The organism is Flavobacterium sp. FG139 (assembly GCF_057809695.1).
Window position 1 is genome coordinate 1 of sequence record NZ_JBMDKL010000012.1, and the last position, 22894, is coordinate 22894.

22 protein-coding genes are annotated in these 22894 nt (G+C 36.0%); 16 read left to right on the plus strand and 6 right to left on the minus strand.

Annotation, left to right across the window (positions count from 1 at the left end):
- The coding region (locus tag ACODSI_RS11060; protein WP_488916916.1) for a hypothetical protein at window positions 1-3643 on the minus strand (3643 nt) is incomplete at its 3' end.
- Between the two features lie 834 nt (window positions 3644-4477).
- On the opposite strand from ACODSI_RS11060, the gene ACODSI_RS11065 reads away from it, so the two are divergent.
- From ACODSI_RS11065 to ACODSI_RS11080, 4 genes are read left to right on the plus strand one after another with little or no spacing between them, the layout of a single operon-like run.
- Window positions 4478-5239, plus strand: coding sequence for a hypothetical protein (locus ACODSI_RS11065; protein ID WP_488916917.1), 762 nt, complete (start codon window positions 4478-4480; stop codon window positions 5237-5239).
- Window positions 5239-5634, plus strand: a complete 396-nt coding sequence (locus ACODSI_RS11070; RefSeq protein ID WP_488916918.1) for a DUF5675 family protein — start codon at window positions 5239-5241, stop codon at window positions 5632-5634. The genes ACODSI_RS11065 and ACODSI_RS11070 overlap by 1 nt, the downstream gene beginning before the upstream one ends.
- An 11-nt stretch (window positions 5635-5645) precedes the next feature.
- Window positions 5646-6227 carry a hypothetical protein gene (locus ACODSI_RS11075; RefSeq protein WP_488916919.1) on the plus strand — a complete coding sequence of 194 codons (582 nt, stop codon included), beginning with the start codon at window positions 5646-5648 and terminating at the stop codon, window positions 6225-6227.
- Window positions 6228-6252: 25 nt separating this feature from the next.
- On the plus strand, window positions 6253-6471 hold the full coding sequence (locus tag ACODSI_RS11080) for a hypothetical protein (protein ID WP_488916920.1): 219 nt from the start codon (window positions 6253-6255) through the stop codon (window positions 6469-6471).
- A gap of 433 nt (window positions 6472-6904) precedes the next feature.
- Here the strand turns inward: ACODSI_RS11080 and ACODSI_RS11085 are convergent, their stop codons facing one another.
- Entirely contained in the window at window positions 6905-7324 is a 420-nt protein-coding gene (locus tag ACODSI_RS11085; protein ID WP_488916921.1) for a DUF6943 family protein, read from the minus strand.
- 1351 nt (window positions 7325-8675) lie between these two features.
- Window positions 8676-9116, minus strand: coding sequence for a response regulator (locus ACODSI_RS11090; RefSeq protein ID WP_488916922.1), 441 nt, complete (start codon window positions 9114-9116; stop codon window positions 8676-8678).
- Window positions 9117-9304: 188 nt separating this feature from the next.
- On the opposite strand from ACODSI_RS11090, the gene ACODSI_RS11095 reads away from it, so the two are divergent.
- Both ACODSI_RS11095 and ACODSI_RS11100 read left to right on the plus strand, forming a co-directional pair.
- On the plus strand, window positions 9305-10492 hold the full coding sequence (locus tag ACODSI_RS11095) for a PAS domain-containing sensor histidine kinase (protein WP_488916923.1): 1188 nt from the start codon (window positions 9305-9307) through the stop codon (window positions 10490-10492).
- Window positions 10489-11538 carry a response regulator gene (locus ACODSI_RS11100; protein WP_488916924.1) on the plus strand — a complete coding sequence of 350 codons (1050 nt, stop codon included), beginning with the start codon at window positions 10489-10491 and terminating at the stop codon, window positions 11536-11538. The genes ACODSI_RS11095 and ACODSI_RS11100 overlap by 4 nt, the downstream gene beginning before the upstream one ends.
- 2 nt (window positions 11539-11540) lie before the next feature.
- Here ACODSI_RS11100 and ACODSI_RS11105 read toward each other — a convergent pair whose 3' ends face one another.
- Window positions 11541-12197 (minus strand): BON domain-containing protein, encoded by a 657-nt coding sequence (locus ACODSI_RS11105; protein ID WP_488916925.1) that lies wholly within the window; start codon window positions 12195-12197, stop codon window positions 11541-11543.
- Window positions 12198-12405: 208 nt separating this feature from the next.
- On the opposite strand from ACODSI_RS11105, the gene ACODSI_RS11110 reads away from it, so the two are divergent.
- The 9 genes from ACODSI_RS11110 (at window position 12406) to ACODSI_RS11150 (ending at window position 19526) form a co-directional block, all read left to right on the plus strand.
- Window positions 12406-12882, plus strand: a complete 477-nt coding sequence (locus ACODSI_RS11110) for a c-type cytochrome (RefSeq protein WP_488916926.1) — start codon at window positions 12406-12408, stop codon at window positions 12880-12882.
- 64 nt (window positions 12883-12946) lie between these two features.
- Window positions 12947-14929, plus strand: coding sequence for a Sec-dependent nitrous-oxide reductase (nosZ, locus tag ACODSI_RS11115; RefSeq protein ID WP_488916927.1), 1983 nt, complete (start codon window positions 12947-12949; stop codon window positions 14927-14929).
- A gap of 96 nt (window positions 14930-15025) precedes the next feature.
- Window positions 15026-15568, plus strand: a complete 543-nt coding sequence (locus tag ACODSI_RS11120; RefSeq protein ID WP_488916928.1) for a hypothetical protein — start codon at window positions 15026-15028, stop codon at window positions 15566-15568.
- A gap of 6 nt (window positions 15569-15574) precedes the next feature.
- On the plus strand, window positions 15575-16003 hold the full coding sequence (locus ACODSI_RS11125) for a nitrous oxide reductase accessory protein NosL (RefSeq protein WP_488916929.1): 429 nt from the start codon (window positions 15575-15577) through the stop codon (window positions 16001-16003).
- Window positions 16004-17239, plus strand: coding sequence for a nitrous oxide reductase family maturation protein NosD (locus ACODSI_RS11130; RefSeq protein ID WP_488916930.1), 1236 nt, complete (start codon window positions 16004-16006; stop codon window positions 17237-17239).
- Window positions 17236-17958: an ABC transporter ATP-binding protein gene (locus tag ACODSI_RS11135; RefSeq protein WP_488916931.1), complete on the plus strand. Its 723-nt coding sequence runs from the start codon at window positions 17236-17238 to the stop codon at window positions 17956-17958. Before ACODSI_RS11130 ends, ACODSI_RS11135 begins: the two co-directional genes overlap by 4 nt.
- Window positions 17942-18709, plus strand: coding sequence for an ABC transporter permease subunit (locus ACODSI_RS11140; protein ID WP_488916932.1), 768 nt, complete (start codon window positions 17942-17944; stop codon window positions 18707-18709). Before ACODSI_RS11135 ends, ACODSI_RS11140 begins: the two co-directional genes overlap by 17 nt.
- Window positions 18710-18711: 2 nt before the next feature.
- Window positions 18712-19083, plus strand: coding sequence for a group III truncated hemoglobin (locus ACODSI_RS11145; protein ID WP_488916933.1), 372 nt, complete (start codon window positions 18712-18714; stop codon window positions 19081-19083).
- The gene (locus tag ACODSI_RS11150; RefSeq protein WP_488916934.1) at window positions 19083-19526 is read left to right on the plus strand and encodes a CopD family protein; all 444 of its coding nucleotides are present in this window, start codon (window positions 19083-19085) and stop codon (window positions 19524-19526) included. The genes ACODSI_RS11145 and ACODSI_RS11150 overlap by 1 nt, the downstream gene beginning before the upstream one ends.
- Here ACODSI_RS11150 and nadB read toward each other — a convergent pair.
- Both nadB and nadA read right to left on the minus strand, forming a co-directional pair.
- Entirely contained in the window at window positions 19503-21053 is a 1551-nt protein-coding gene (gene nadB, locus ACODSI_RS11155; RefSeq protein ID WP_488916935.1) for an L-aspartate oxidase, read from the minus strand. The two genes, ACODSI_RS11150 and nadB, sit on opposite strands and share 24 nt — an antisense overlap.
- Window positions 21053-21982: a quinolinate synthase NadA gene (gene nadA, locus ACODSI_RS11160; RefSeq protein WP_488916936.1), complete on the minus strand. Its 930-nt coding sequence runs from the start codon at window positions 21980-21982 to the stop codon at window positions 21053-21055. The genes nadB and nadA overlap by 1 nt, the downstream gene beginning before the upstream one ends.
- A 161-nt stretch (window positions 21983-22143) precedes the next feature.
- On the opposite strand from nadA, the gene ric reads away from it, so the two are divergent.
- Complete coding sequence (gene ric / locus ACODSI_RS11165; RefSeq protein ID WP_488916937.1) at window positions 22144-22890, plus strand: iron-sulfur cluster repair di-iron protein; 747 nt, start codon at window positions 22144-22146, stop codon at window positions 22888-22890.
- Window positions 22891-22894 lie beyond the last annotated feature (4 nt).

A 22894-nucleotide genomic window follows, 5' to 3' on the forward strand; every position in this document is an offset into this window, starting at 1 on the left:
ACAAAGTTTTTGTCCCTGATAAATAAGCCGATGCTCCAGTTATAGCATTTGTTGGCGCTTGTGCATTGGCTAGGGTTGTGTAATAGGTCACTGTGAAATTCGCTGCCGATTGACTGCCTAAGATTTGTGGGGTTACTACGGCAGTTAAATTAAACGTTGCCTCTGTTACCGAACTACTTGGATTGGTGTCACACAAATGGTAGTCATTTGGAGCATGAGCCATCGGTTTTGGATTGACAATCAACTGGAAGGTAGTATACGATGAACACGCAGGCGCCGCAGGATTAAACACACGAACAAAAATCGTTTGTGGAGTAACAATGTTGCAATACGGTGTGTTTTTCGGTATCGGATTGCTACCTGTTTGGGAATCCGAAAGCGTGAGATGATACGTGATTTGGATTCCTGGTTGCGTTGAAATCTGTGCATCTTTCGTGCTTAATACAAACGAACAAGAAACCCCATCTGCGTTGTCATCACAAACTACATAGTCCGTTGGTGTACTGATTGTTGGGGAACTAATTATGGTTATTTGTATGCTTGTTGAAACGGCACATTGACCTGCATTAGGTGTAAATGTATACGTTTGAGTTCCAACACTTGCAGTTGAAATAGTTGCAGGTGACCAAGTTCCAATAATTCCATTATTTGAGGTATTAGGTAAATTAATTGGAATTGAATTTTGACAATAAGGTCCAAAATTATTAAAGGTTGGAGTAAATTGAGAATTAGTAACAATAGTCATGGTTGTTGCTGTAGCACATTGACCAGCTGTTGGGGTAAAATTGTATGTTATAGTTCCTACAGTTGCTGTAGATATTGTTGCAGGTGACCAAGTTCCTGAGATTCCATTAGTTGAATTTGTTGGTAAAATACCTGGTATTGCATTTTGACAATAGGGCCCTAAAGCTGAAAATGCTGGTGTTTGAGGTGTAGTAATTGTAATACTCAAAGTGGTTGATGCAGCACATTGTCCTGCAGTTGGAGTAAATGTATAAACTTGATTTCCAATTGTTGAAGTTGAAATTGTTGATGGTGACCAAGTTCCCGTTATTCCATTATTTGAGGTTGTTGGAAGTAGACCTGGAGTTGTATTTTGGCAATATGGTCCTAATGCTGTAAATGTCGGATTTATAGGCGCTGTAATTGTAATAGACATTGTGGTTGTTGTAGCACATTGACCAGCAGTAGGTGTAAACGTATAGGTTTGAGTTCCAACAGTAGCAGTTGATATTGTGGTTGGAGACCATGTTCCTGTAATTCCATTTGTTGAAGTTGTAGGTAAAGAACCTGGAGTTGTATTTTGACAATACGGTCCCATTCCTGAAAAAGTTGTTACTACAGGAGTTGTAATGGTAACATTCATTGTAGTTGTCGTAGCACATTGGCTAGCAGTTGGAGTAAAAGTATAGGTTTGAGTTCCTACTGTTGTTGTTGATATTGTTGCAGGAGACCAGGTTCCTGTAATTCCATTTGTTGAAGTTGTTGGTAAAGCACCAGGAGTTGCATTTTGACAATACGGCCCTAATGCAGTAAAAGTTGTTGCCACAGGAGTAGTAATGGTAACATTCATTGTAGTTGTTGTAGCACATTGCCCAGCAGTAGGAGTAAAGGTATACGTTTGAGTTCCTACTGTTGTTGTAGATATTGTTGCAGGAGACCATGTTCCAGTAATCCCATTAGTTGAATTTGTTGGTAGTGCTCCAGCTGTAGCATTTTGACAATACGGCCCCATTGCTGTAAATGTAGGAGTTATAGGAGCTGTAATTGTAATATTCATTGTAGTTGCAGTAGCACATTGACCAGCAGTAGGTGTAAACGTATAGGTTTGAGTTCCAACAGTGGCAGTTGATATTGTAGTTGGAGACCAAGTTCCAGTTATTCCGTTAGTTGAAGTTGTTGGTAAAACCCCTGGAGTTGCATTTTGGCAATAGGGTCCTAACGCAACAAAAGTAGGTGTCACAGGATTGTTTACTATTACCGATAATGTTGCCGTTGTGGCACATGGAAACAAAATTGAATTTGGGGTAAAAGTATAAGTAGTTGTTCCACTTGTTGCTGTATTTATTGTTGTTGGTGACCAAGTACCAGATATTCCATTATTGGATGTGCTTGGCAAAGTTGGCGCTGTAGAACCTACACATAAGGGTGTAATAGCAGTAAATGTTGGTGTTGTTGTAGAAGCGCAAGGAGTGTTACAAGTGACAGTCTCTGGACCCACACATGAAACCCCATTGGCAGATATCGTGAAAGTAACCGATTGTCCAGGAGTTAATCCTGTAACGGTATAATTTGATGGGGCAACCCAAGTACCTGTTACTGGCGGTCCACCCGCAATTGAATAACTGTAGGTAAAATTGACTTGTCCTACGTTACTAAAATCAAAATTAATAGAGGTTGAAGTAGTGTTTGGACTTGCAAAATCACAAAATAGATTCAATGGCGTACCAGTATTTACTATGTTTACTGTAATAGGTACTCTGGTACTTTCGCATCCGGCAACCGTTTGACTTACATAATATATAGTGGTTCCTAGTGTTGCAGTAGATGGTGTAGGAACAATTGCTGAAGCTGTTCCACCTGTGGCATTAGTACCATACCAATTTAATATTCCACCTGCAGTTGGTGTTGCAACTAAAGGTATAGCTACGGCATTTTGACAGTAGCTTACAGGCGAAGTCACTGTAGGCGTTGGTGTTGACGTGAAATTTATTGTTAAGGTAGAAGTCTTAGTTTGTGTACACGCTCCATTAGTTTTTATACCACTTAAGGTTATAGTTACCGAGGTTCCTGTTGCATTAGGATCAATAGTGTAATTGGTAGTTAAGTTTGTTGGGTTTGAGAATGTACCACTTGGTGCCGACCATAATACAGAATCTTGCCCAACTGCTGTTCCTGTTAAATTAACGGTACTGCCTTTACAAGCTGTAATAGTATTTCCTGCATTTACAGTAAAAGGCGGAATTGGAGCATTACAGCCAAAGTTAACATAAGTTGGCGTTCCTGAAGGTGAAAAATTAACGGTAGATCCATCATTATCTGCTGTCGTTCCACCATAAGTTCCATTAATATTAACGAGCAAACTTCTCTCATAAGATACCGTTTCAGTGCAAGTACCACCAAAAGTCATTACTAAGGTTCGTAAACCTGGAACGACATTGTAATTAGCAAAATTCCCACCAATTGTTGATGGATTATTTTGAAAAATCATATATAATACACCAGTTAAAGACCCAAATGAATTGAATGTTGTATTAAGATTTTGACTCGTTACTAAAATAACCGTTGCATTGGCAGGTAAAACTCCTCCAGTAGGTTCTAAAATTTGTCCGCAACTTCCTGCTGCCTGAATATCTGCATTCAATGCAGCCACTTTTGCGGCTGTTGTAGCGTTTTGAATTACACCAAGCCAAGGATTGGCACCATTAGGCCATGTAACATTTAAGGTACTTACATTTAAAGGAGCTGGTCCAATTTTAAAACGAACCATTTCATTGTATCCTTCTTCGTTTACAGGATTATTAGGAGAACAAGCATCCACTAAAATACTTTCTACTTCAAAACATTGTGAAAATGATTTTTGACTAATAAAGAATGAAAGTAAGATAAAAAACGATAAATACTTAGTACTAATTTTTAACATTATTATTGATTTATAAACGCACCTACAAAAGTAGATAATTTAATTTAGAGTGCACTTAATTGCAAATTAAAATAATATTAAGATGATAGAAAACAAAAAATCCTAAGAGGTTATCTTAGGATTAAAATTTGTGGGGAGAGCAGGATTCGAACCAATCTGCTAATCCCTTCATTTACGATGGTTTCAAAAACCTTAAAAACTAGGGTCTCGATTTTGCATCTGTACTGCAAAAATCATCAAATCTTATGACGTAAATTTAGTGATAATTGATTGTTCAAACAAATTTATTGGGCTAAATCATACTAATTTTTGAACTAGTTTCAACTGAGTTTAGAGGTTTAGCAGTCTTAATAGCTGTTCTGTTTTTATCCAACTATGCAACGCACTACATGCTCAATTTTTAATCCTGTATACTCACAAAATTCTTCAATTGAAATTAATTGATGAGGTTCTTTATTCAGGTGTTTCTTTATTTTCAATAAATATAATCTTGCTTGTGTATATTCTTTTCCCATGATGCGCTGCACATCTTTTGGATATATACATACCCTGGTGCTGCTTGGTATCACAATTTCTAATATTTAATACTTTATCTATGCCTTTGCCTAGGCTTTAGTACGCCGATGGCATATCACAAAGCTATTGATTTTTTTTGTAAATGTGGGAAGTGATTATAAGCGATAATTTGTGGTTTTAGTTGCTTTTGATAACGAGGTGTTTGATATGAACTTTTTCTGTTTGAACCTTTGAGTAAATCATTCGGGATTTAGTTGCAACGATTAACGAAATGAAAGTGAATTGTGAAAATGAGTATTAATCAAAAGTTTAGAAATTATGGCAAGACAGAAAGGCATAATTAAATTAAAAGGTACTATCGGAGGTATCACCTTTTACAAAACTTCGCAAGACGGGCACCTTGCCCGCGAGAAGGGAGGTATCGAAAAAAGCAGGATAGAAAATGACCCTGCGTTTCAGAGAACCCGTGAGAACGGTTCTGAATTTGGACGGGCTGGGAAGGCCGGAAAATTGCTTAGAACTGCACTACGAGCTTTGCTATTAAACTCTGCCGATGGCAGAATGGTTAGTAGACTTACTCAAGCTATGGTTAAAGTTATCCAAGCTGATTTAGTGAGCGAAAGAGGTCTTAGAAATGTAATTGACGGGGAGGCGGAATTACTGTTGGGATTTGAGTTTAACATTCGTGGTAAACTTGGAACCAGTTTATATGCGCCTTTTACAGCTGCTATTGACCGAGTTTCAGGTGAAATCACTGTTGATGTTCCATCGTTTGTTCCGATAAACATGATTGCAGCACCATCGGGAACGACGCACTTTAAGATCATTTCCGGCGGAGCAGAAATTGACTTTGAGGCGGAAACTTTTATAGTTGAAACTTCAGAAACTGCTATTCTGCCATGGGATGCTAACGCAACGGCAGCTATCAGCCAAACGAATGCAGTGACAGCTGCCAGTACAAAACCTCTTTTCTTGGCGTTAGGAATTGAATTCTACCAAGAAGTTAATGGTCAAATGTATCCGCTTAAAAACGGTGCTTTTAACCCATTATCAATTGCGAAAGTAGATAGTGGTGTGTAATGGTTATTTTCTTAACCAGAACTTATTTCCCTGAAGGGACTAATGGCAAACTCGAATGCGAGGGCAAATTGATTTGCTACACAATTGAATTGCCTTGGAAGAATAACGAAACGAAGGTTTCCTGCATTCCTGAAGGGAAATATTTTATAAGAAAGCGATTTAGCAAAAAGTTCCAATGGCATTTGGAATTAATTGAAGTAAAAAACAGAAGTCTGATTCTGTTTCATCCTGCCAATAATGCTTTGAAAGAATTAAATGGCTGTATCGCACCGGTTACAAAAATTTCGGGAGCCGGTTTAGGTTTACAATCCCTAAAAGCTTTTACTAAGCTTAAAACTATTGTTTATAAAGCATTAGATGAAAAGCAAAGAGTTTTAATCATCATCAAATCTTAAATTTTATTCTTATGAAAACAAATGTTTTTAAAAATCTGAAACAAACGATGTTTCTTTTCTTGGTTGCTTTATGCAGCTTTATTGGGATTGCACAGACAACCCAACCCCATGTAATTATTAACCCAATTGGCGGAAGTAAAACGCCTGAACCTGAAGTTCATGTTGCTATTGGAGAGAACAAAACACCCACAGGAGAAATTAAGTACGATATTGGTGGCCGAGGTGACGTTGGTACAGGGTTACTTGTAATTGGTGGTAAAAGCACCGATGTGAATGACATTGGTGGAAGACAAGAGGTTCCGACTTTGCCTTATGGTTACGAGATTGGCGGAAGGGATTCTTCAGGCGGTTTAGGAAGTTATGCTACTAATTATTGTCAAGATACCAATAACGATATTGGTGGTAGAGGAACCGGTTCAGATTCCGGAGTAGGTCAAAATAGTTATGACATTGCACTTGCTACAATTTTTGACATCGGTGGAAGAAATACCGGAGGCGAAATTACCTGCGATATTGGCGGAAGAAGCCAAGATCCTTTATTTTCCGTTATTTCGGATTTTGATAGCACAACGGCGCTCGGACTGGATTCTTGATTATTCATTTAATTCAATAAAAGTCATGAATATTAAACGTAGAGCTACGGCGCCAACTCCAAAGTTTTTTAAAGTGCTTCGAAATGTTGGTTTGGTTTTGGCAGCTGTTGGCGGAACGATACTAGCCGCTCCTATTGCTTTGCCAGTTGTTCTAACTTCGGTTGGTGGCTATTTAGTTGTTGCCGGTGGTGTTGCCTCGGCAGTAAGTCAATTAACTACTATAGGAGAAAATGGATACAAATAGTCATACTGTAATAGGTACTGTCGGTGGGACATTTTTGAGTATCATCCCAAATATTCAGTCAGCGGATGTTTTGAAAACTGCTTTATTAGCTGCTATTGGTGCGGTTGTCAGTTTTACAATATCATTAGTACTCAAAAGTATTATCAAGAAGCACAAAAAATAGTTTAACTCTGTTGTGGTGACCTTTGGGTTAAACAAAAAGAAAGCCAAGTCGCAAGACCTGGCTTTTTTTATTGGCATTCCTCGCATAAATTTAATGTTACTTCTTCAATGACTACTTCAGTAGTGTTTGAATATAAGCTCTGATATTTAGCGCAGTCGATTGCTTTAATCCGGCTATCGAATACACCAAAGAAAACTCTTGATGATTTGGTTTTCCATTGGTCTGTTTGGTAAAGAATGAATAATGTCATAGTGTTGGATTTAAGGTTGATTATTTGCAATAGCGATGGAGAATTACTCTTCGTAAGTCATTTATAAGGTTAATGTTTTGTTGGAATTGGTTTGCTTTTTGTTCGAGTAATTGCAAGGCTTGGACATCTTTTTGATGCTGTTCAAAGTCGGCTAACATTTCATCTACTTTTTGCGAAAACTCTTTGATGAAATCGTGGATTCGCAAAAAAGGTATTACGGAGCCAACCAGGTTTCTGTGCCAAAATTTGGATTGCCAAAGGCTATAGGTTATCCAAAAAATATTTTCGCAATCTTCTTCGTTTTGGAAAATGACCACAAAACTGTTGGTGAATGGTTCTTTTTGAGGTTTCCCGCTGTTCAGTCCTTTGTTTAAAATGAACAAATGTGGTTTCGAGTATTGCGTGTCTTTTTTGTGGGTTTTGATAATGTAATTCTTCATGGCTTTGGATTTAAAAGATTCGCTTTTCTTCTATTTCCTGCTATACTTCTATTGAATATCTGACTGCCTCGCTACGCTCCGCCCATAAAATTTTTCAAAAGAAAAAAAAGAAAAAAAGAAAGCCGTTTGTTGAAGTGGAGGGTTTCAAAAAAGCCAGTTTTTTAAAAAAAATACTACCCGATACTTTCAATAGTAGCGGTTTTTATCTGCTGAAAATGGAAGTTGTTGTGGACAGGTATGGGTGGAGATTTTTTTCAAAACCCGAAGGGCTAGAACTTGCTTTTTTGAATACCCGGAACTTACCTTTGCTCTCTTTTTTTATTTTTTTATTTTGATTTCCAAATCCACTTTTTGTTAGATTAACGTGGTTCAATCGAAGAGCGGTAGTGTTGGAAAGGGTATAAAATTCCGGAACGGATTTTATACTCTTTCTTAGACTTGGTTTTATGGGTGCCGGAGATAATGTTTAGTGCACAGGTGGCAGTATTCAGTAAGTGGGTTGTAAAGTATTCGGAAAGGCACTTATAAAAGCAATGCAAATACTTCCTTTGTTTATTAGCGGACGTTCTGGCAAGGGTATCATTTTTTATTTGCTGAAGGGGATTTCTGTGATTGCTTTTATGGATAGCTGATGCCATGAGACGATGTTTAGGTTACAGTGTTTAGAAATCAAAATAAATGCGCTTTGTAACGACGAGGCATCGGCTATCGTGAAAGCAATTTATGCTGAGGTAATGGGCAAATAAAACAATGATACTCTTGCTTGATCTTTGATTTTATGGGTGCCGGAATTAGTGTTCGGTACTCAAGTGGCAGTGTTCAGTATTAAGGTTGTAAAGAACTCTGGAAGGCACCTATAAAAGCAATGCAAACACTACCGATTTGAGCGGTTAGCTGATAAAGACGGTTAATGAGAAAGATAATAGAAATATAGATGACCGGAGAGTTTCTATTGAAAAGTAAAACGTTGTTTATGGCGGCGGTGAAGTGGTGGTTTTTTTAATAGCTGGGTGATGCGATGGGAGCTATTAAAAAAGTTGCCGCTGAACCGCTGCCTTGAGCGTTGGGTGCGCGGCTTTTTTACATAATGTTGTTATAGTTCATGATTTGGTTTCTATAGATGCAGAGAGTTTCTTTATGAACTATAATGCTACATTATGTAAAGAAGCTTGGGAGAAAAAATTACCGGCGCAAGTCACGCAGTGTACATGTTATTGCATCAATAACTGTGACGGTAATTTTTTTAGGAGCGTTGGGCAGGAGTGACTTAAATATAATTTTATAAGATAGTTTTGACGCATTTAGTTGTAGAATAGCTTTACATTAAGGTTTTTATTTTTTGCAATCAAAGTCATAGAAAATAATATTGTCTATTGCTAGTAAAACGACTTACGTCCCAATTTGTATTGACTATATTCCCTATTACTTTTTTTAGTCTAGGAAAATCATAAGGCTGGTTTATGAAAACATCGGCACCTTCAGAAAATATGCCATCAGTATCACTCAAACGGGAATAAGAATCATAGACTACCAGCGAACAGTCTCTAAAGTTTTCAAAATCCCTTATTTTCCTAACCTCATCGCTACAATTATTTGCATTGGTATCAAGAAAAATAATATCCGGTTTTAGTTCACGTAATTTAAATGGATTTGAAACGGCTTTGTCTAAACAATAATGGTCATCAATGCTACATAATCGATCCAATTTATATAAGGCATTTTTAAATACAATTCGGGTTTCAATATTTTCTCCAATCAGAAGTACGTTTAATTTAGTGTTATCGGCTGTCATAATAGTTTTTGTTGTATTTCCATTTATAATGGCAAATCTATAGGACAACTCCATGTAAAAATATGATGATAGTCAAGAACATTCGTTTTTTTAGTAATCCTATTATCAACTTGCTTTTAGTTAATTTTTGATTATGTAATAATTAAATGATTAAATTTGAAATTCAACCGCTTTAGATTTTCCAAAAAATGAAAAACTCCGAATTATTACAGGCGATTGTCCAAAATGCCATTGACGGTATCGTTACTATTGATGCTAAAGGAATTGTAGAACATGTTAACCCTTCAGCATGCAAACTTTTTGGTTATGAACCTGAAGAAATATTAGGAAGAAATATTTCGATGTTGATGCCACCTCCTGACAGCGTGCAGCATGATCAATATCTACATCGCTATGATGTTACACATAAACCTAGAATTATCGGTATTGGAAGGGAAGTCACTGGTCTTCGGAAGGATGGTTCCAAATTTCCAATGAAGCTTGGGGTAAGTGAAGTTCATTATTCTGAAAGAACATTTTACGTTGGTTTTATTCATGACCAAACCCAACAGAAAGAAGATACTGAAAGACTGAAAGACTATGCCTTACATCTAGAAGAATTGGTTGAAATGCGAACTCAAACCCTAAATGACACTATTCTGGAATTGGAAACGGCCAAAGAGCAGATTAGCATTTCACTTGAAAATGAAAAAGAACTCAATCGTCTAAAAAGCAGATTTTTGTCTATGGCTTCACATGAATTTCGTACCCCATTAAGTGCAGTACTGTTGTCAACGTCACTAATTGATAAATATGCCGAACCATTTGACAGTAATGATATAAATAAGCATGTTGGAAAAATAAAGAGCTCGGTTGCTGGACTTACCTTCATACTTAATAACTTCCTACAATTAGAAAAACTAGAAAGTGGAAAGATTGCTGCAACTTTTGCAGAATTTAATCTTAGGGAGCTTGGTGAGGAAATTACGGAGGAAATGCAATTGTTGGTTAAGAATTTACAAATCATTACTTATAAACATATAGGGTCAGCAACCAATATTCTTCTTGATAAAAATTTACTGAAGAACTCTATTGTGAACCTGATTACCAATGCGGTAAAATATTCGGGTGAAAATGCCAAGATTGAATTTACTACAGAAATCAATGATAAAACTATTGCTATAATGGTAAAAGATGATGGTATTGGAATTCCAAAAGAAGATCAGAAGTATCTATTCGATGCCTTTTTCAGAGCCCATAATACAGGAAGTATACCAGGAACAGGACTCGGACTTAATATTGTGGCACGCCATGTGTCGTTGATGGGAGGTAAGATAACCTGTAACAGTGCTGTAAACAAAGGAACCTTATTCACACTTTTATTTGATAAGCTATGACAAAAGTATTAATTGTTGAAGACAACATTGACATTAGGGAAAATGTAGTTGAAATCCTTAACCTTTCGGGATATACCGTTTTTGAGGCAGACAATGGAAAAAAAGGAATTGAACTTGCTACTGAAAACAAACCGGATATAATACTGTGCGACATTATGATGCCAGGAATGGATGGATATGGCGTATTTGAAACACTGCATTCTAATGAAGAAACCAAAGCCATACCGTTTATTTTTATAACAGCTAAATCGGAAAGAATCGATATACGAAAAGGGATGGAAATGGGAGCTGATGATTATCTTACTAAACCGTTTGATGATACTGAGCTTATCAATGCTATTGAGAGCCGATTGAAAAAGAAGCAAATTCAGCAGGATTTTTACAGTAAATCATTTGAGAACATAAAGGAGCTTATTTTAAAAGAAGATGGTTTAGGCGTACTAAAGCAAGCTTTGGATGAGCGCAAAGTTAGATCCTATAAAAAAAGACAGGTTGTTTATGATGAAGGGGATGGTGTTAAAGGGATATGGTTACTGCTTTCCGGTAAAGTAAAGACAACCAAAATGACAGAAGACGGACGCGAATTGCTTACCGGTATTTTTGAGTCGGATGATTTTTTGGCCACTAACGCCCTATTTTCTGAAGGAGTCTATCTTGATAGTGCTGTCGCAATTGAGGATTCGCATCTTGTCCTATTCCCCAATTCGCAATTTGAGGAATTTATTAGCTTGTTCCCCGATGTAGCTGAAAAGTTCATCAGAATTTTATCTAACCAGGTTCGGGAAAAAGAAGAACACTTAATGCAGTTGGCCTACAATTCAGTTAGGAAAAGAGTAGCGGAAGGTTTACTTAAGTTTTATCGTCAACATGGAAATGGTGATAATAGTGTAACTGTTAGCCGTAATAATTTGGCTGCAATGACTGGCACCGCTCAAGAAACTGTTAGCAGGACCTTAACTGACTTTAGTGAGGAGGGATTAATTGAAAAGCAGGGAGGTACCATTATTATTCTTAACGAACAAAAACTGGAGAGACTTAAAAATTAATTCTATTGTTTTTGTTCAATTACCAATTTGGTTTCAATTTCTTGTATACCAGGTAGTTCACTTACTATTTTCACAACAAGGTTTTTTTGGAAGGCAGAGGGAACATTTCCAGTTAGAATCACTTTTCTGCCATTTAGGTTCACATTTATGTCTGCTGTAATCAATTCCTCTTTATAAATCGCAGCTAAGATGTCCTTTTCTCTAATAAGGGGTTCCGATACGCTACCCGTAATTATGTTATTTTGAATAGAAATAATACCTTCTATATATGAGATGCATTCGGTTGCCAAAAGTTTTTGGTATTGCCATTTTAATATCCCCTTTAGCACTACGTGGCCATATTTAACGGATATACTAATATTTTTATAAGAGCATCCTAAGTTTTTTTCAAATTTTTCTATAATTGAATTTGTAATATCTTCATCCCTATACTGTTCAGGATTAATTAAGGACACCTCAATATTATCAATAACATTTTTAATTCCTGATACATCCTTTATAAGCTTAACTACTAAGGCTTTTTTGAAAAACTTATTGACTTTACCAGATACAATAGCTTCGCCATTGCAGATTTCTACAACTATTGAGACATCCTTTAGCAGTGGGTCTTTTTTAAGCTGATTTGTTACTTTAAGTTGTAGACTTTCGTTGCTTTTCATATGCAAATTTATATGCAGTCCATTATTAGCACAAAATTCGTTATAACCGATACTATTAAAAAATGATATATATCATACTTTTCTATTATTGCAATACGCTAAGGGGGTATATATTTTTTTTGAAATTTTTAATATTATGATTTCAGTCATAAATTTAACAGCTGTTTAATGTTGAAATTTGTATTAGAAAATTTAAAATAAAAATATCATGTACAAACTATCATTATTTATTGCTGTGGGGTTACTGTTTATATCTTGTGGCAAAAAGGAACAATCAGGCGATGATTTTTCAAAACCAACTACAGAGGAAGCTACCACAAAAGCTGACCCATCTTCTTATGACCCTAAAAGAGGTGAAGGAAAATTTGATAAAGTAGACTTGGGAGCAACGTTAGACCAAACTATGGCAACTGAAGGTGAGAAAATAGCAGGCGTAAAATGTACTTCTTGTCATAAACCTACTGACGAAAAATTAGTTGGTCCTGGTTGGCACGGAGTTACCTCTCGTCATGAACCACAGTGGATTATGAATTTTATTACTAATCCTGATCCAATGATAACTAAAGATCCTAAAATGCAGGCTCAATTGGAAATTTGTTTAGTTCGTATGCCAAATCAGGGTTTAAATGATGCGGAAGCTAGGAATATTTTAGAATACATGCGAAAAATTGACGGAGTAAAATAACCGAAAATATGCAATCTGATCACTGAAAGGTTTAAAAGGATTGTTAATCTAATCTAATACCAAAATGAAAAATAAATTTGTGAAAGCAATAGTTGCTATTGCTATGGGGAGTGCTTTGTTCATTTCCTGTAAACCAAAAAACTCCGGTGATGCCGTGAGTGGTGATGCTGCTCAAAAGGCTTATGTAGCTCCGGGAAAATATGATGAGTTCTATAACTTCGTTTCTGGAGGATTTAGCGGACAAATGAGTGTTTATGGTTTGCCAAGCGGCAGATTATTCCGTGTTATACCTGTCTTCTCTGTTGATCCTGAAAAAGGTTATGGGTATAATGAAGAAACCAAACCAATGTTAAACACTTCACACGGTTTTGTGCCATGGGATGATTTACACCATACCGAAATGTCGCAAACAAACGGAGAAGTAGATGGACGTTGGGTGTTTGGCAATGCTAACAATACTCCTCGTATTGCTCGTATTGATTTAAAAACATTTACAACGAAAGAAATTATTGAGTTACCTAACAGCGCAGGAAATCACTCTTCTCCTTTCATCACCGAAAATACAGAGTATGTAGTGGCCGGAACTCGTTTTAGTGTTCCACCGGATAATTCTAATGGTGATGTACCTATCAATACTTATAAACAAAATTTTAAAGGACATTTAAGTTTTGTGAAAGTGGGTAAAGAAGGTCAGATGGATATTGCTTTCCAAATTCAATGCCCCGGAGTAAACTTTGATTTATCTCATGCCGGTAAAGGAAAATCACACGGATGGTTCTTCTTCTCTTGCTATAATACTGAACAAGCTAATACTTTGCTTGAAGTGAACGCATCACAAAAAGATAAAGATTTTATCATGGCGGTAAACTGGAAAAAAGCGGAAGAGTATATTAAGGCAGGAAAAGGAAAACTTACTCCGACAAAGTATGCACACAACGTATATAATGAAAGCACTCATACTGCAACATCTGAAATCAAAACAAAAGTATTGATTTTAGATTCAAAAGAATTGAAAGATATTTGCTATATGATTCCTTGCCCTAAATCGCCTCACGGCTGTGATGTTGACCCAACAGGAGAATACATTGTAGGTTCAGGAAAATTAGCAGCATTAATTCCTGTGTTTAGTTTTGATAAATTAATTTCAGCTATCAAAAACAAACAATTTGAAGGTGAATACGATGGTATTCCGGTAATTAAATACGAAGCAGCTCTTCACGGTGAAGTTCAAAAACCAGGTTTAGGACCATTACATACAGAGTTTGACGGAAAAGGAAATGCCTACACTACTTTCTTTGTGTCATCTGAAGTAGTAAAATGGGATATTAAATCACTTAAAGTATTAGACAGAGTTCCAACTTATTATTCTGTTGGTCACTTATGTATTCCTGGTGGAGACAGTAAAAAACCATTTGGAAAATATCTTATCGCTTATAATAAAATTACCAAAGACCGTTATTTGCCGACAGGTCCCGAGTTAGCACAATCGGCACAGATTTTTGATATTAGCGGTGATAAAATGCAATTAATATTGGATTTCCCAACCATTGGAGAACCACATTACGCACAAGCAGCTCCTGCTGATTTAATTCGAAATAATGGTCAATTGAAATTCTATAAATTAGAAGACAATAAACATCCGTTTGTAACCAAAGGAGAGAAAGAAACTAAAGTTGTTCGTAACGGTAAACGTATTGATGTATATATGACTTGTATCCGTTCTCACTTTTCACCGGATAACATTGAAGGTATCAAAATGGGTGATGAAGTTTACTTCCACATTACAAACTTAGAGCAAGATTGGGATGTACCACATGGATTTGCTATTAAGGGTTCTAGCAACGCCGAATTGCTAATTATGCCAGGAGAAACTGCTACCTTAAAATGGAATCCGGACAGACTAGGTATGTTCCCGTTCTATTGCACAGATTTCTGTAGTGCATTGCACCAAGAAATGCAAGGATATATCAGAGTGTCACCAACAGGTAGTTCAGTTCCGATTACCTATAGCTTGGGAACTAATTTACCCGCTCCAACCCAAAAATAAAAATCAATTCATCAAAGGAGCAATTTAAAAATTGCTCCTTTTTATTTTTCAATTATGAAAACTCAAAAAATTTCTTTGCTCTCTAAAGTTCTACTTTTGCTAGTTTCAGCACTCTTTGCAGGTTCTTTGTTTGTACCGATGTGGCGGATTGAATTGGAAGCGCCTCAATATCCTGAAGGCTTGGTATTGCAATTGTTTGCTAATAAAATTGGAGGTGATGTTGACATCATCAATGGATTGAATCATTACATAGGTATGGCAACTCTTCATACTGAAAACTTTCCAGAATTTAAGATACTACCTGTTGTATTTGGCGTATTCGCTTTGATGTCTTTGCTCTTGGTTTTTATTAATAAACGAAAAGGAGTTAAGATATTTTTAATTACTTATGCCGTTTTTATACTTTTAGCTGCCGCTGATTTCTATCGATGGAATTATGAATATGGTCATAATCTCAACCCTGATGCAGCAATAAAAGTACCAGGAATGGCATACCAACCTCCGCTGTTAGGATACAAACAACTCCTGAACTTTGGTGCTTATTCCATTCCCGATACCGGAGGTTGGTTAATGACAGGAGCAGCTGTGTTGCTTTTGGTTATTGTGGTCAAAGAATATAACTTGCTAAAGAAAAAATAATAGTTTATGAAAAAGACAGTCTTACTTCTTTTAGTTTCAATAGTGCTTGCTTCCTGTGTATCAGGAGAACCAAAACCTTTACAGTTAAATTCTGATGCTTGCGACTTTTGTAAAATGACAATCTCCAACGGGCAATATGGAGCCGAATTGATAACACAAAAAGGAAGATATTACAAGTTTGACGATGTTGCCTGCATGATTCATTTTGCTAAATCGAATAAAGTGGTTCCATATAAAGCCTTTTTTGTATGCGATTACTTAATGAGTAACACACTTGTCCCGGTTGAAAAATGCTATTTCCTGAAAGGTGGTACTATTAATAGTCCGATGAATGGTAATGCCATTGCTTTTACTTCCAAAAAAGAAGCGGAGCGTTATCAGCCTAAATTCAATGCAACCATTTTATCCTGGAACGAACTTTACAGTAGTTACTAAATGAAAAAACTCCGCTATATAAGCTATCTCTTTTTTACTTTTCAAGTGTTGATTGCCAATACCATTCACGTTGGAAAGCAATATCCGGTGAAAAGTATTCAACAAGCTGTTGCACAATCTAATGATGGTGATACCATTATGGTTCACAAAGGATTGTATAGAGAAGGTAACATTGTTATCAATAAAAAAATAGTTTTTATAGGGAATGATTTTCCTGTTTTAGATGCTCAAAAAAAAGGAGAGGTATTATCTGTAAAGTCAGACAGTGTTGTTGTTAAGGGTTTTAAAATTATTAACTCAGGTTTTGCAGCACTAGATGATCCTTGCGGAATTAAAGTCTACAACCGAACTTTTGTTAGAATCTATAATAATCGGCTTGATAATAATTTCTTTGGCATTTATCTCCAAAATTGTAATAACTGTATCGTTAAAGGAAACACCATCGTATCACACGGTACGCAGGAACAACTTATAGGTAACGGTATTCATTGCTGGAAAAGTTATAACCTGCAAATTATTGCCAATACAATTTCTGGTCATCGTGATGGAATTTATTTTGAATTTGTTACGAATTCGGTGATTTGGAGAAATATTTCTACCAAAAATATTCGATACGGATTGCATTTCATGTTTTCTAACGACGATTCTTATATTACTAATTTGTTTAAAAATAACGGAGCCGGTGTCGCCGTGATGTTTTCTAAAAGCGTTAAAATGTTTAACAATACTTTTGAAGAAAACTGGGGTGATTCTGCTTATGGCTTATTGCTTAAAGAAATTGCAGACGGTTATATATTCAATAATAAATTTATAAAAAACACTTCCGGGATTTATATGGAGGGTACATCTCGCATGAAAGTAGAGAAAAATGATTTTGTATCAAATGGTTGGGGTATGAAAATACAAGCCAGTTGCATGGATAATGAAGTTCTCAATAATAATTATCTCAAAAACACATTTGACATCAGCACCAATGGGAGCCTTGTTTTAAATACCTTCAACAGTAATTATTGGGATAAATATGAAGGGTATGATTTGGACAAAAACGGAGTAGGTGATGTGCCTTATCATCCGTTAAGTTTATTTGCCGTTTTGACCGAAAAAAATGCTTCCACCATGTTGCTTTATCGCAGCTTTATGATTACCCTTTTAGACAAATCCGAAAAAGTACTGCCCAGTATAACGCCTGATAATTTTATAGATAAAACGCCCCTAATGAAGTCGCTACCGCTATGATTGAAATAAAAAATATTTATAAAAAGTTTGGAAAACTTGAAGTACTCTCTGATGTCAATCTTTCTTGTAAAAAAGGAGAATGTATAGCCTTGATTGGCCCGAATGGTTGCGGAAAAACGACCCTCATAAAGTCAATGTTAGGTATGGTTTTGCCTGATAAAGGCTCGATAGAGTTCAATGGGGAAACGGTATTTAAAGAATATTTATACCGCGAAAACATTGGCTATATGCCACAGATTGGTCGCTATCCTGATAACATGACTATTGGTCAAATTATCGATATGATTAAAAAAATCAGAAACACAACTAATGAATTGGATGAAGATTTGCTGAAAGCTTTTGAACTAGAAAAAATGTTCGACAAAAAAATGAGAACATTATCTGGAGGAACCACCCAAAAGGTAAGTGCTGTATTAGCATTTTTGTTTAATCCTGATGTTTTGATTTTAGATGAGCCCACAGCCGGCTTAGATCCGTTGGCTTCGGAAATTCTGAAAGAGAAAATCATAAAAGAAAAAGAAAAAGGCAAACTTATTTTTATCACTTCTCACTTGTTGAGTGAATTGGATGATTTGATTACTGAAATCATTTTTATGCAGGATGGAAAGGTCTTTTTCCATAAAAAAGTGGCATTACTGAAAGCTGAAACAGGAGAAGATAAAATATCCAAAGCGATTGCTCAAATATTAAAGAAAAACAAAGATGAACAGAATCATTAAAATTATTTTGCTCGACATACTCAAGAACAAAATTGTATTAGCCTATACACTTATTTTGGCTGTTTTGTCTTGGAGTTCATTTGCCTTAGAAGACAATTCTGCTAAAGGAATACTAACCATTTTGAATGTGATTTTATTCACTGTGCCTTTGGTTTCTATACTGTTCTCGACTATTTATTTATATAATAGTTCCGAATTTATTGAGCTATTATTGAGTCAGCCTATTAAGAGAAGAAAGATATGGTTGAGTTTGTTTTTCGGGCTTTCGTTGGCGATGGTATTAGCCTTTTTTGTGGGTGCCGGAATTCCTTTATTGATTAACTCTCCTGATGGAGTAGGACTGATGATGCTTATTGTGGGATGTTTAATTTCGTTGGTGTTTGTAGCCTTAGCTTTCCTTAGTTCTATAATGACTCGTGATAAAGCAAAGGGAATCGGGATTGCAATAATGACTTGGTTGTATTTTGCCTTGTTGTTTGATGGAATAGTACTGTTTTTATTATTTCAGTTTTCCGATTATCCTATAGAAAATGCGATGGTTGGTGTGACCGCTTTAAGCCCGATTGATTTAGCTCGAATTCAAATATTATTGCATCTTGATGTATCTGCTATGATGGGCTATACCGGTGCAATATTCAAAGACTTTTTCGGCACGTCAATCGGATTATTTGTTTCCTTCTTATTGCTTTGTTTGTGGGTAGTTATTCCGTTTTTTATTTCACTCAGAAAGTTTAATCGTAAAGATTTATAACAATGAAAACTGACATCAGAAATAGAAAAGATATTGAAAAATTAGTCAATACTTTTTATAATAAAATTAAAACCGATGCTGTCATAGGTTATTTATTTACAGATGTAGCTCGTGTAAATTGGGAAGTACATTTACCTAAAATGTATGATTTTTGGGAAAATATACTATTTTGCACCGGTAATTATAATGGAAACCCCATGATGCGACACAAAGAATTGCATGAAAAAAGCCCTATGACTGAAGCACATTTCAAACACTGGACGGCTTTATTTACCGACACTGTTGATAGACTTTTTGAAGGTTCTAAAGCTGAAGAAATTAAAAGTAGAGCGATTAATATTTCGTTGGTAATGATGTATAAAACAATAACATAATGTACCACCATATCCTTTTGATTTTACACTTATTAGCGGCTACTATTTGGGTGGGTGGACATTTATTCCTATCCATAAGATTTTTGCCAGAAGCCTTTAGAAAAAAAGACGTATCGATTATCAAAAACTTCAAAGATAAATTTGAACCAATAGGAATGCCAGCTCTTATTATTTCAACACTAACAGGAATATTAATGGCGTATGATTATGATGTTACGTTTACCAAATGGTTTTCGTTTTCTAATGGTATTGAAAAAGTAGTTTCTCTCAAATTAATTTTGCTATTCATCACAGTGGCATTAGCGGTTAATGCACAGTTATTTTTATTCCCGAAACTTACTTCAAAAAGCCTTCCTAAAGCAGCACTTCAAATTATTTTGGTAACACTTATAGGAGTGGAGATGCTAATTTTGGGAAGTTTAGTCAGAATAGGTGGTTTCTAAATTGAGTGATTCTTTTACAAACCCACCCCGATTTTCTTTCCTTTGAATAGACTGTTCGATAATCAGTATTCCAACCGTTATCATGTTTTTTAATTCGTAAAAATCTTTATTGACCCGATGGTTTTTTTCCATGCTAGAAATTTGATTTTGCCAAATTTTAAGCTGCATTAGTGCTCTATATAAGTCATTGTTATTTCTGACTATGCCAGCATTTCTTTGCATTAACAACTGTAATTCGGATTTTATTTTCGTCAAAAAATCAGTATCAATTAACGAACCGTAATTGGATTTCCATTCAGAAATTGTTGGGTTTGTTTCTGAATTGTTTATCGACGCATCAACAAGGAATCGGTAAATGTTATCAGCGTAAACCAAAGCTTCTAATAACGAATTAGAAGCCAGACGGTTTGCTCCATGCAATCCGGTTCGGGAACATTCACCACAGGCAAATAAGTTTTTTATAGATGTTTGCCCGTGCTTATCTACCGAAATACCACCACACAAATAATGTTGTGCCGGTATCACCGGAATCCAATCTTTTTCAATATCAATATTCAATAGTTTACAATTGTTATAAATCATAGGAAAGTGTTCTCTAAACGCCGTGATGTTTAAATGAGTGGCATCCAAGTATACACAAGCTTCCCCTGATTTTTTCAATTCGGTTTCTATGCTTTGCGACACTATATCTCTTGAGGCTAAATCACCTCTTTCATCATAATCCTGCATAAATTGCCGACCGTCTTTAGTTCTCAAACAAGCACCAAAACCACGAACGGCTTCTGAAATAAGAAAGGTAGAACTTAGATTTTTGTTATATAAAGCTGTGGGATGAAACTGAATAAATTCCATGTCTAAAATACGAGCATTTGCTCTGTTAGCAATCGCAATTCCATCCCCAGTGGCTATAGCCGGATTGGTAGTATGACCATAAAGCTGACCAATTCCTCCAGTAGCCAGCAACGTATAATTGGATTCAAAAGTCAGAATTTCATGAGTGTGTTCATCAAGAACATAAGCGCCCATACATTTATCGTTTCGGGTTATTAAATTAAGTGCAAAATGAAAATCATACAGCGTAATATTGCTCATTTTCCTAACCTGAAGTAAAATAGCTCTTTCAATTTCATAACCGGTTTGGTCTTTATGATGTACCACACGGTTTTTGGAATGACCTCCTTCTTTTCCTAAATCGAGATTTCCGTCGGCAGCAATATCAAATTGTGCTCCCCAACTAATCAGTTCCTGTAATCGTTTTGGCCCTTCGGTAATAACCATTTCTACCACAGCTTTATCGCATAATCCATCGCCACAAATAAGAGTATCTTCTATGTGCTTTTTGAAAGTATCGCCCTGATGGTCTTGCACTACTGCGATTCCGCCTTGAGCATATTTGGTGTTTGATTCTTCTGCTGTCGATTTTGTAACAATGGTAACAGATCTTTCCGGAAATTTTTCTGCAATTTTCAAAGCAACCGAAAGTCCTGCTATTCCGGATCCTATGATTAAATAATTGGTATGTATCATTAGTGTGATAATTCGAGCATGCGTTCGATAGGAAGCAGGGCTTTCTGTCTGATTTCTTTAGAAACTTTGATTTCAGGGCTTTCATTTAATAAACAATCGTATACTTTTTGTAGCGTATTCATTTTCATAAAACCACATTCACTGCAGGCACACGTGTTATTTTCAACTGATGGTGCCGGGATTAATAGTTTATTAGGAACTTCCTGTTGCATTTTATAAAGTATTCCGGCTTCTGTTGCCACAATAAATTCATTGGCAGAGTTAGTTTTCACAAAGTCAATCATGCCCGAAGTTGAACCTACGTAAGAAGCAGTTTCTAAAATATGCGTTTCTGATTCCGGATGCGCAATGATTTTGGAGCTTGGATGTTTTTTATGGAGCGCAATCAGTTTGTCTAAAGAAAAAGCTTCGTGCACTACACATGAACCATCCCATAACACCATTTTTCTCCCGGTTTCCTGTTCAATATAACGTCCTAAGTTTTTATCGGGAGCAAAAATAATTGGAATGTTTTTGGGAACGGAAGACACAATTTTAACCGCATTAGAAGAAGTGCAAACCAAATGACTCATCGCTTTAATCTCAGCCGAACAATTTACATAAGTTATTACTATATGGTTAGGATGAGCGGCAATAAACTTTTTGAAGATATCAGGTGGACAGGATTCTGCTAATGAGCAACCCGCAGCTAAATCAGGAAGGATTACTTTTTTGCCTGGATTCAGAATTTTAGCCGTTTCTGCCATGAAATGTACACCGGCAAACAAAATGATATCGGCATTTGCTTTGGCAGCTTCCTGCGATAGTCCCAAACTATCTCCCACATAATCGGCTATTTCCTGAATATCGGATTCCTGATAATAATGTGCTAATATAACAGCATTTTTGGTTTTTTTTAAAGCCAATATTTTTTCTTTAAGAGCTTGCATAGTGTTGTGTATTAAGGAGGAATGGTTGAAATTCAAAAGAGAAAGTTACCATTGATTCCTATGCAAAATAACTGCTGAAAATTAAGCTTTTATATGATTTTAATCATATGTAGCAGTGCTCATAAGTCCGTAATATTGAAGTAATTTAAAACACAAATGAAATGGAAACACTAAACAAAAAAACAATAGGTAATTACGTAGCAGAAGATTTTAGAACAGCAGCCTTATTTTCAAAATATGGCATAGACTTTTGTTGTAAAGGCAATCGAACTTTGGATGAAGCCTGTGAAAAGAAAGCTATAAGCCCTGAAGTGTTAGAAAACGAAATCAATGCTATTCTGAACACGTCAAATGATCAAAGTATAGATTTTAAATCTTGGCCATTGGACTTATTGGTTGACTATATTGAAAAGACACATCATCGGTATGTTGAAGAGAAATCTTCAGTGCTTTATCGTTTTCTGGACAAACTTTGTAAAGTTCACGGTGAACGTCATCCAGAGCTATTTGAAATCAACAAGTTATTTATCGAAGGAGCTGGTGTATTAGCAAAACATATGATGAAAGAAGAACTGATTTTATTCCCATTTATTAAAAGGATGACCCAAACAAAGAGCAAGTCAATAAATATGCCAAATTTTGGGACTGTAGATAATCCAATAGCGATGATGAAGGATGAGCATACAATAGAAGGAGAACGATTCGCTAAGATAGCTGAGTTAACCAATAATTATACCCCACCAACAGATGCTTGCGAAACTTATAAAGTAACTTTTGCGATGCTAAAAGAATTCGAGGATGATTTACACAAACACATTCATTTGGAAAACAATATTCTTTTTCCAGGAGCTCAAGTATTGGAAAGGCAATTCAACATTTTAGATAAATTGGATCATTCATTACTTTAAAACC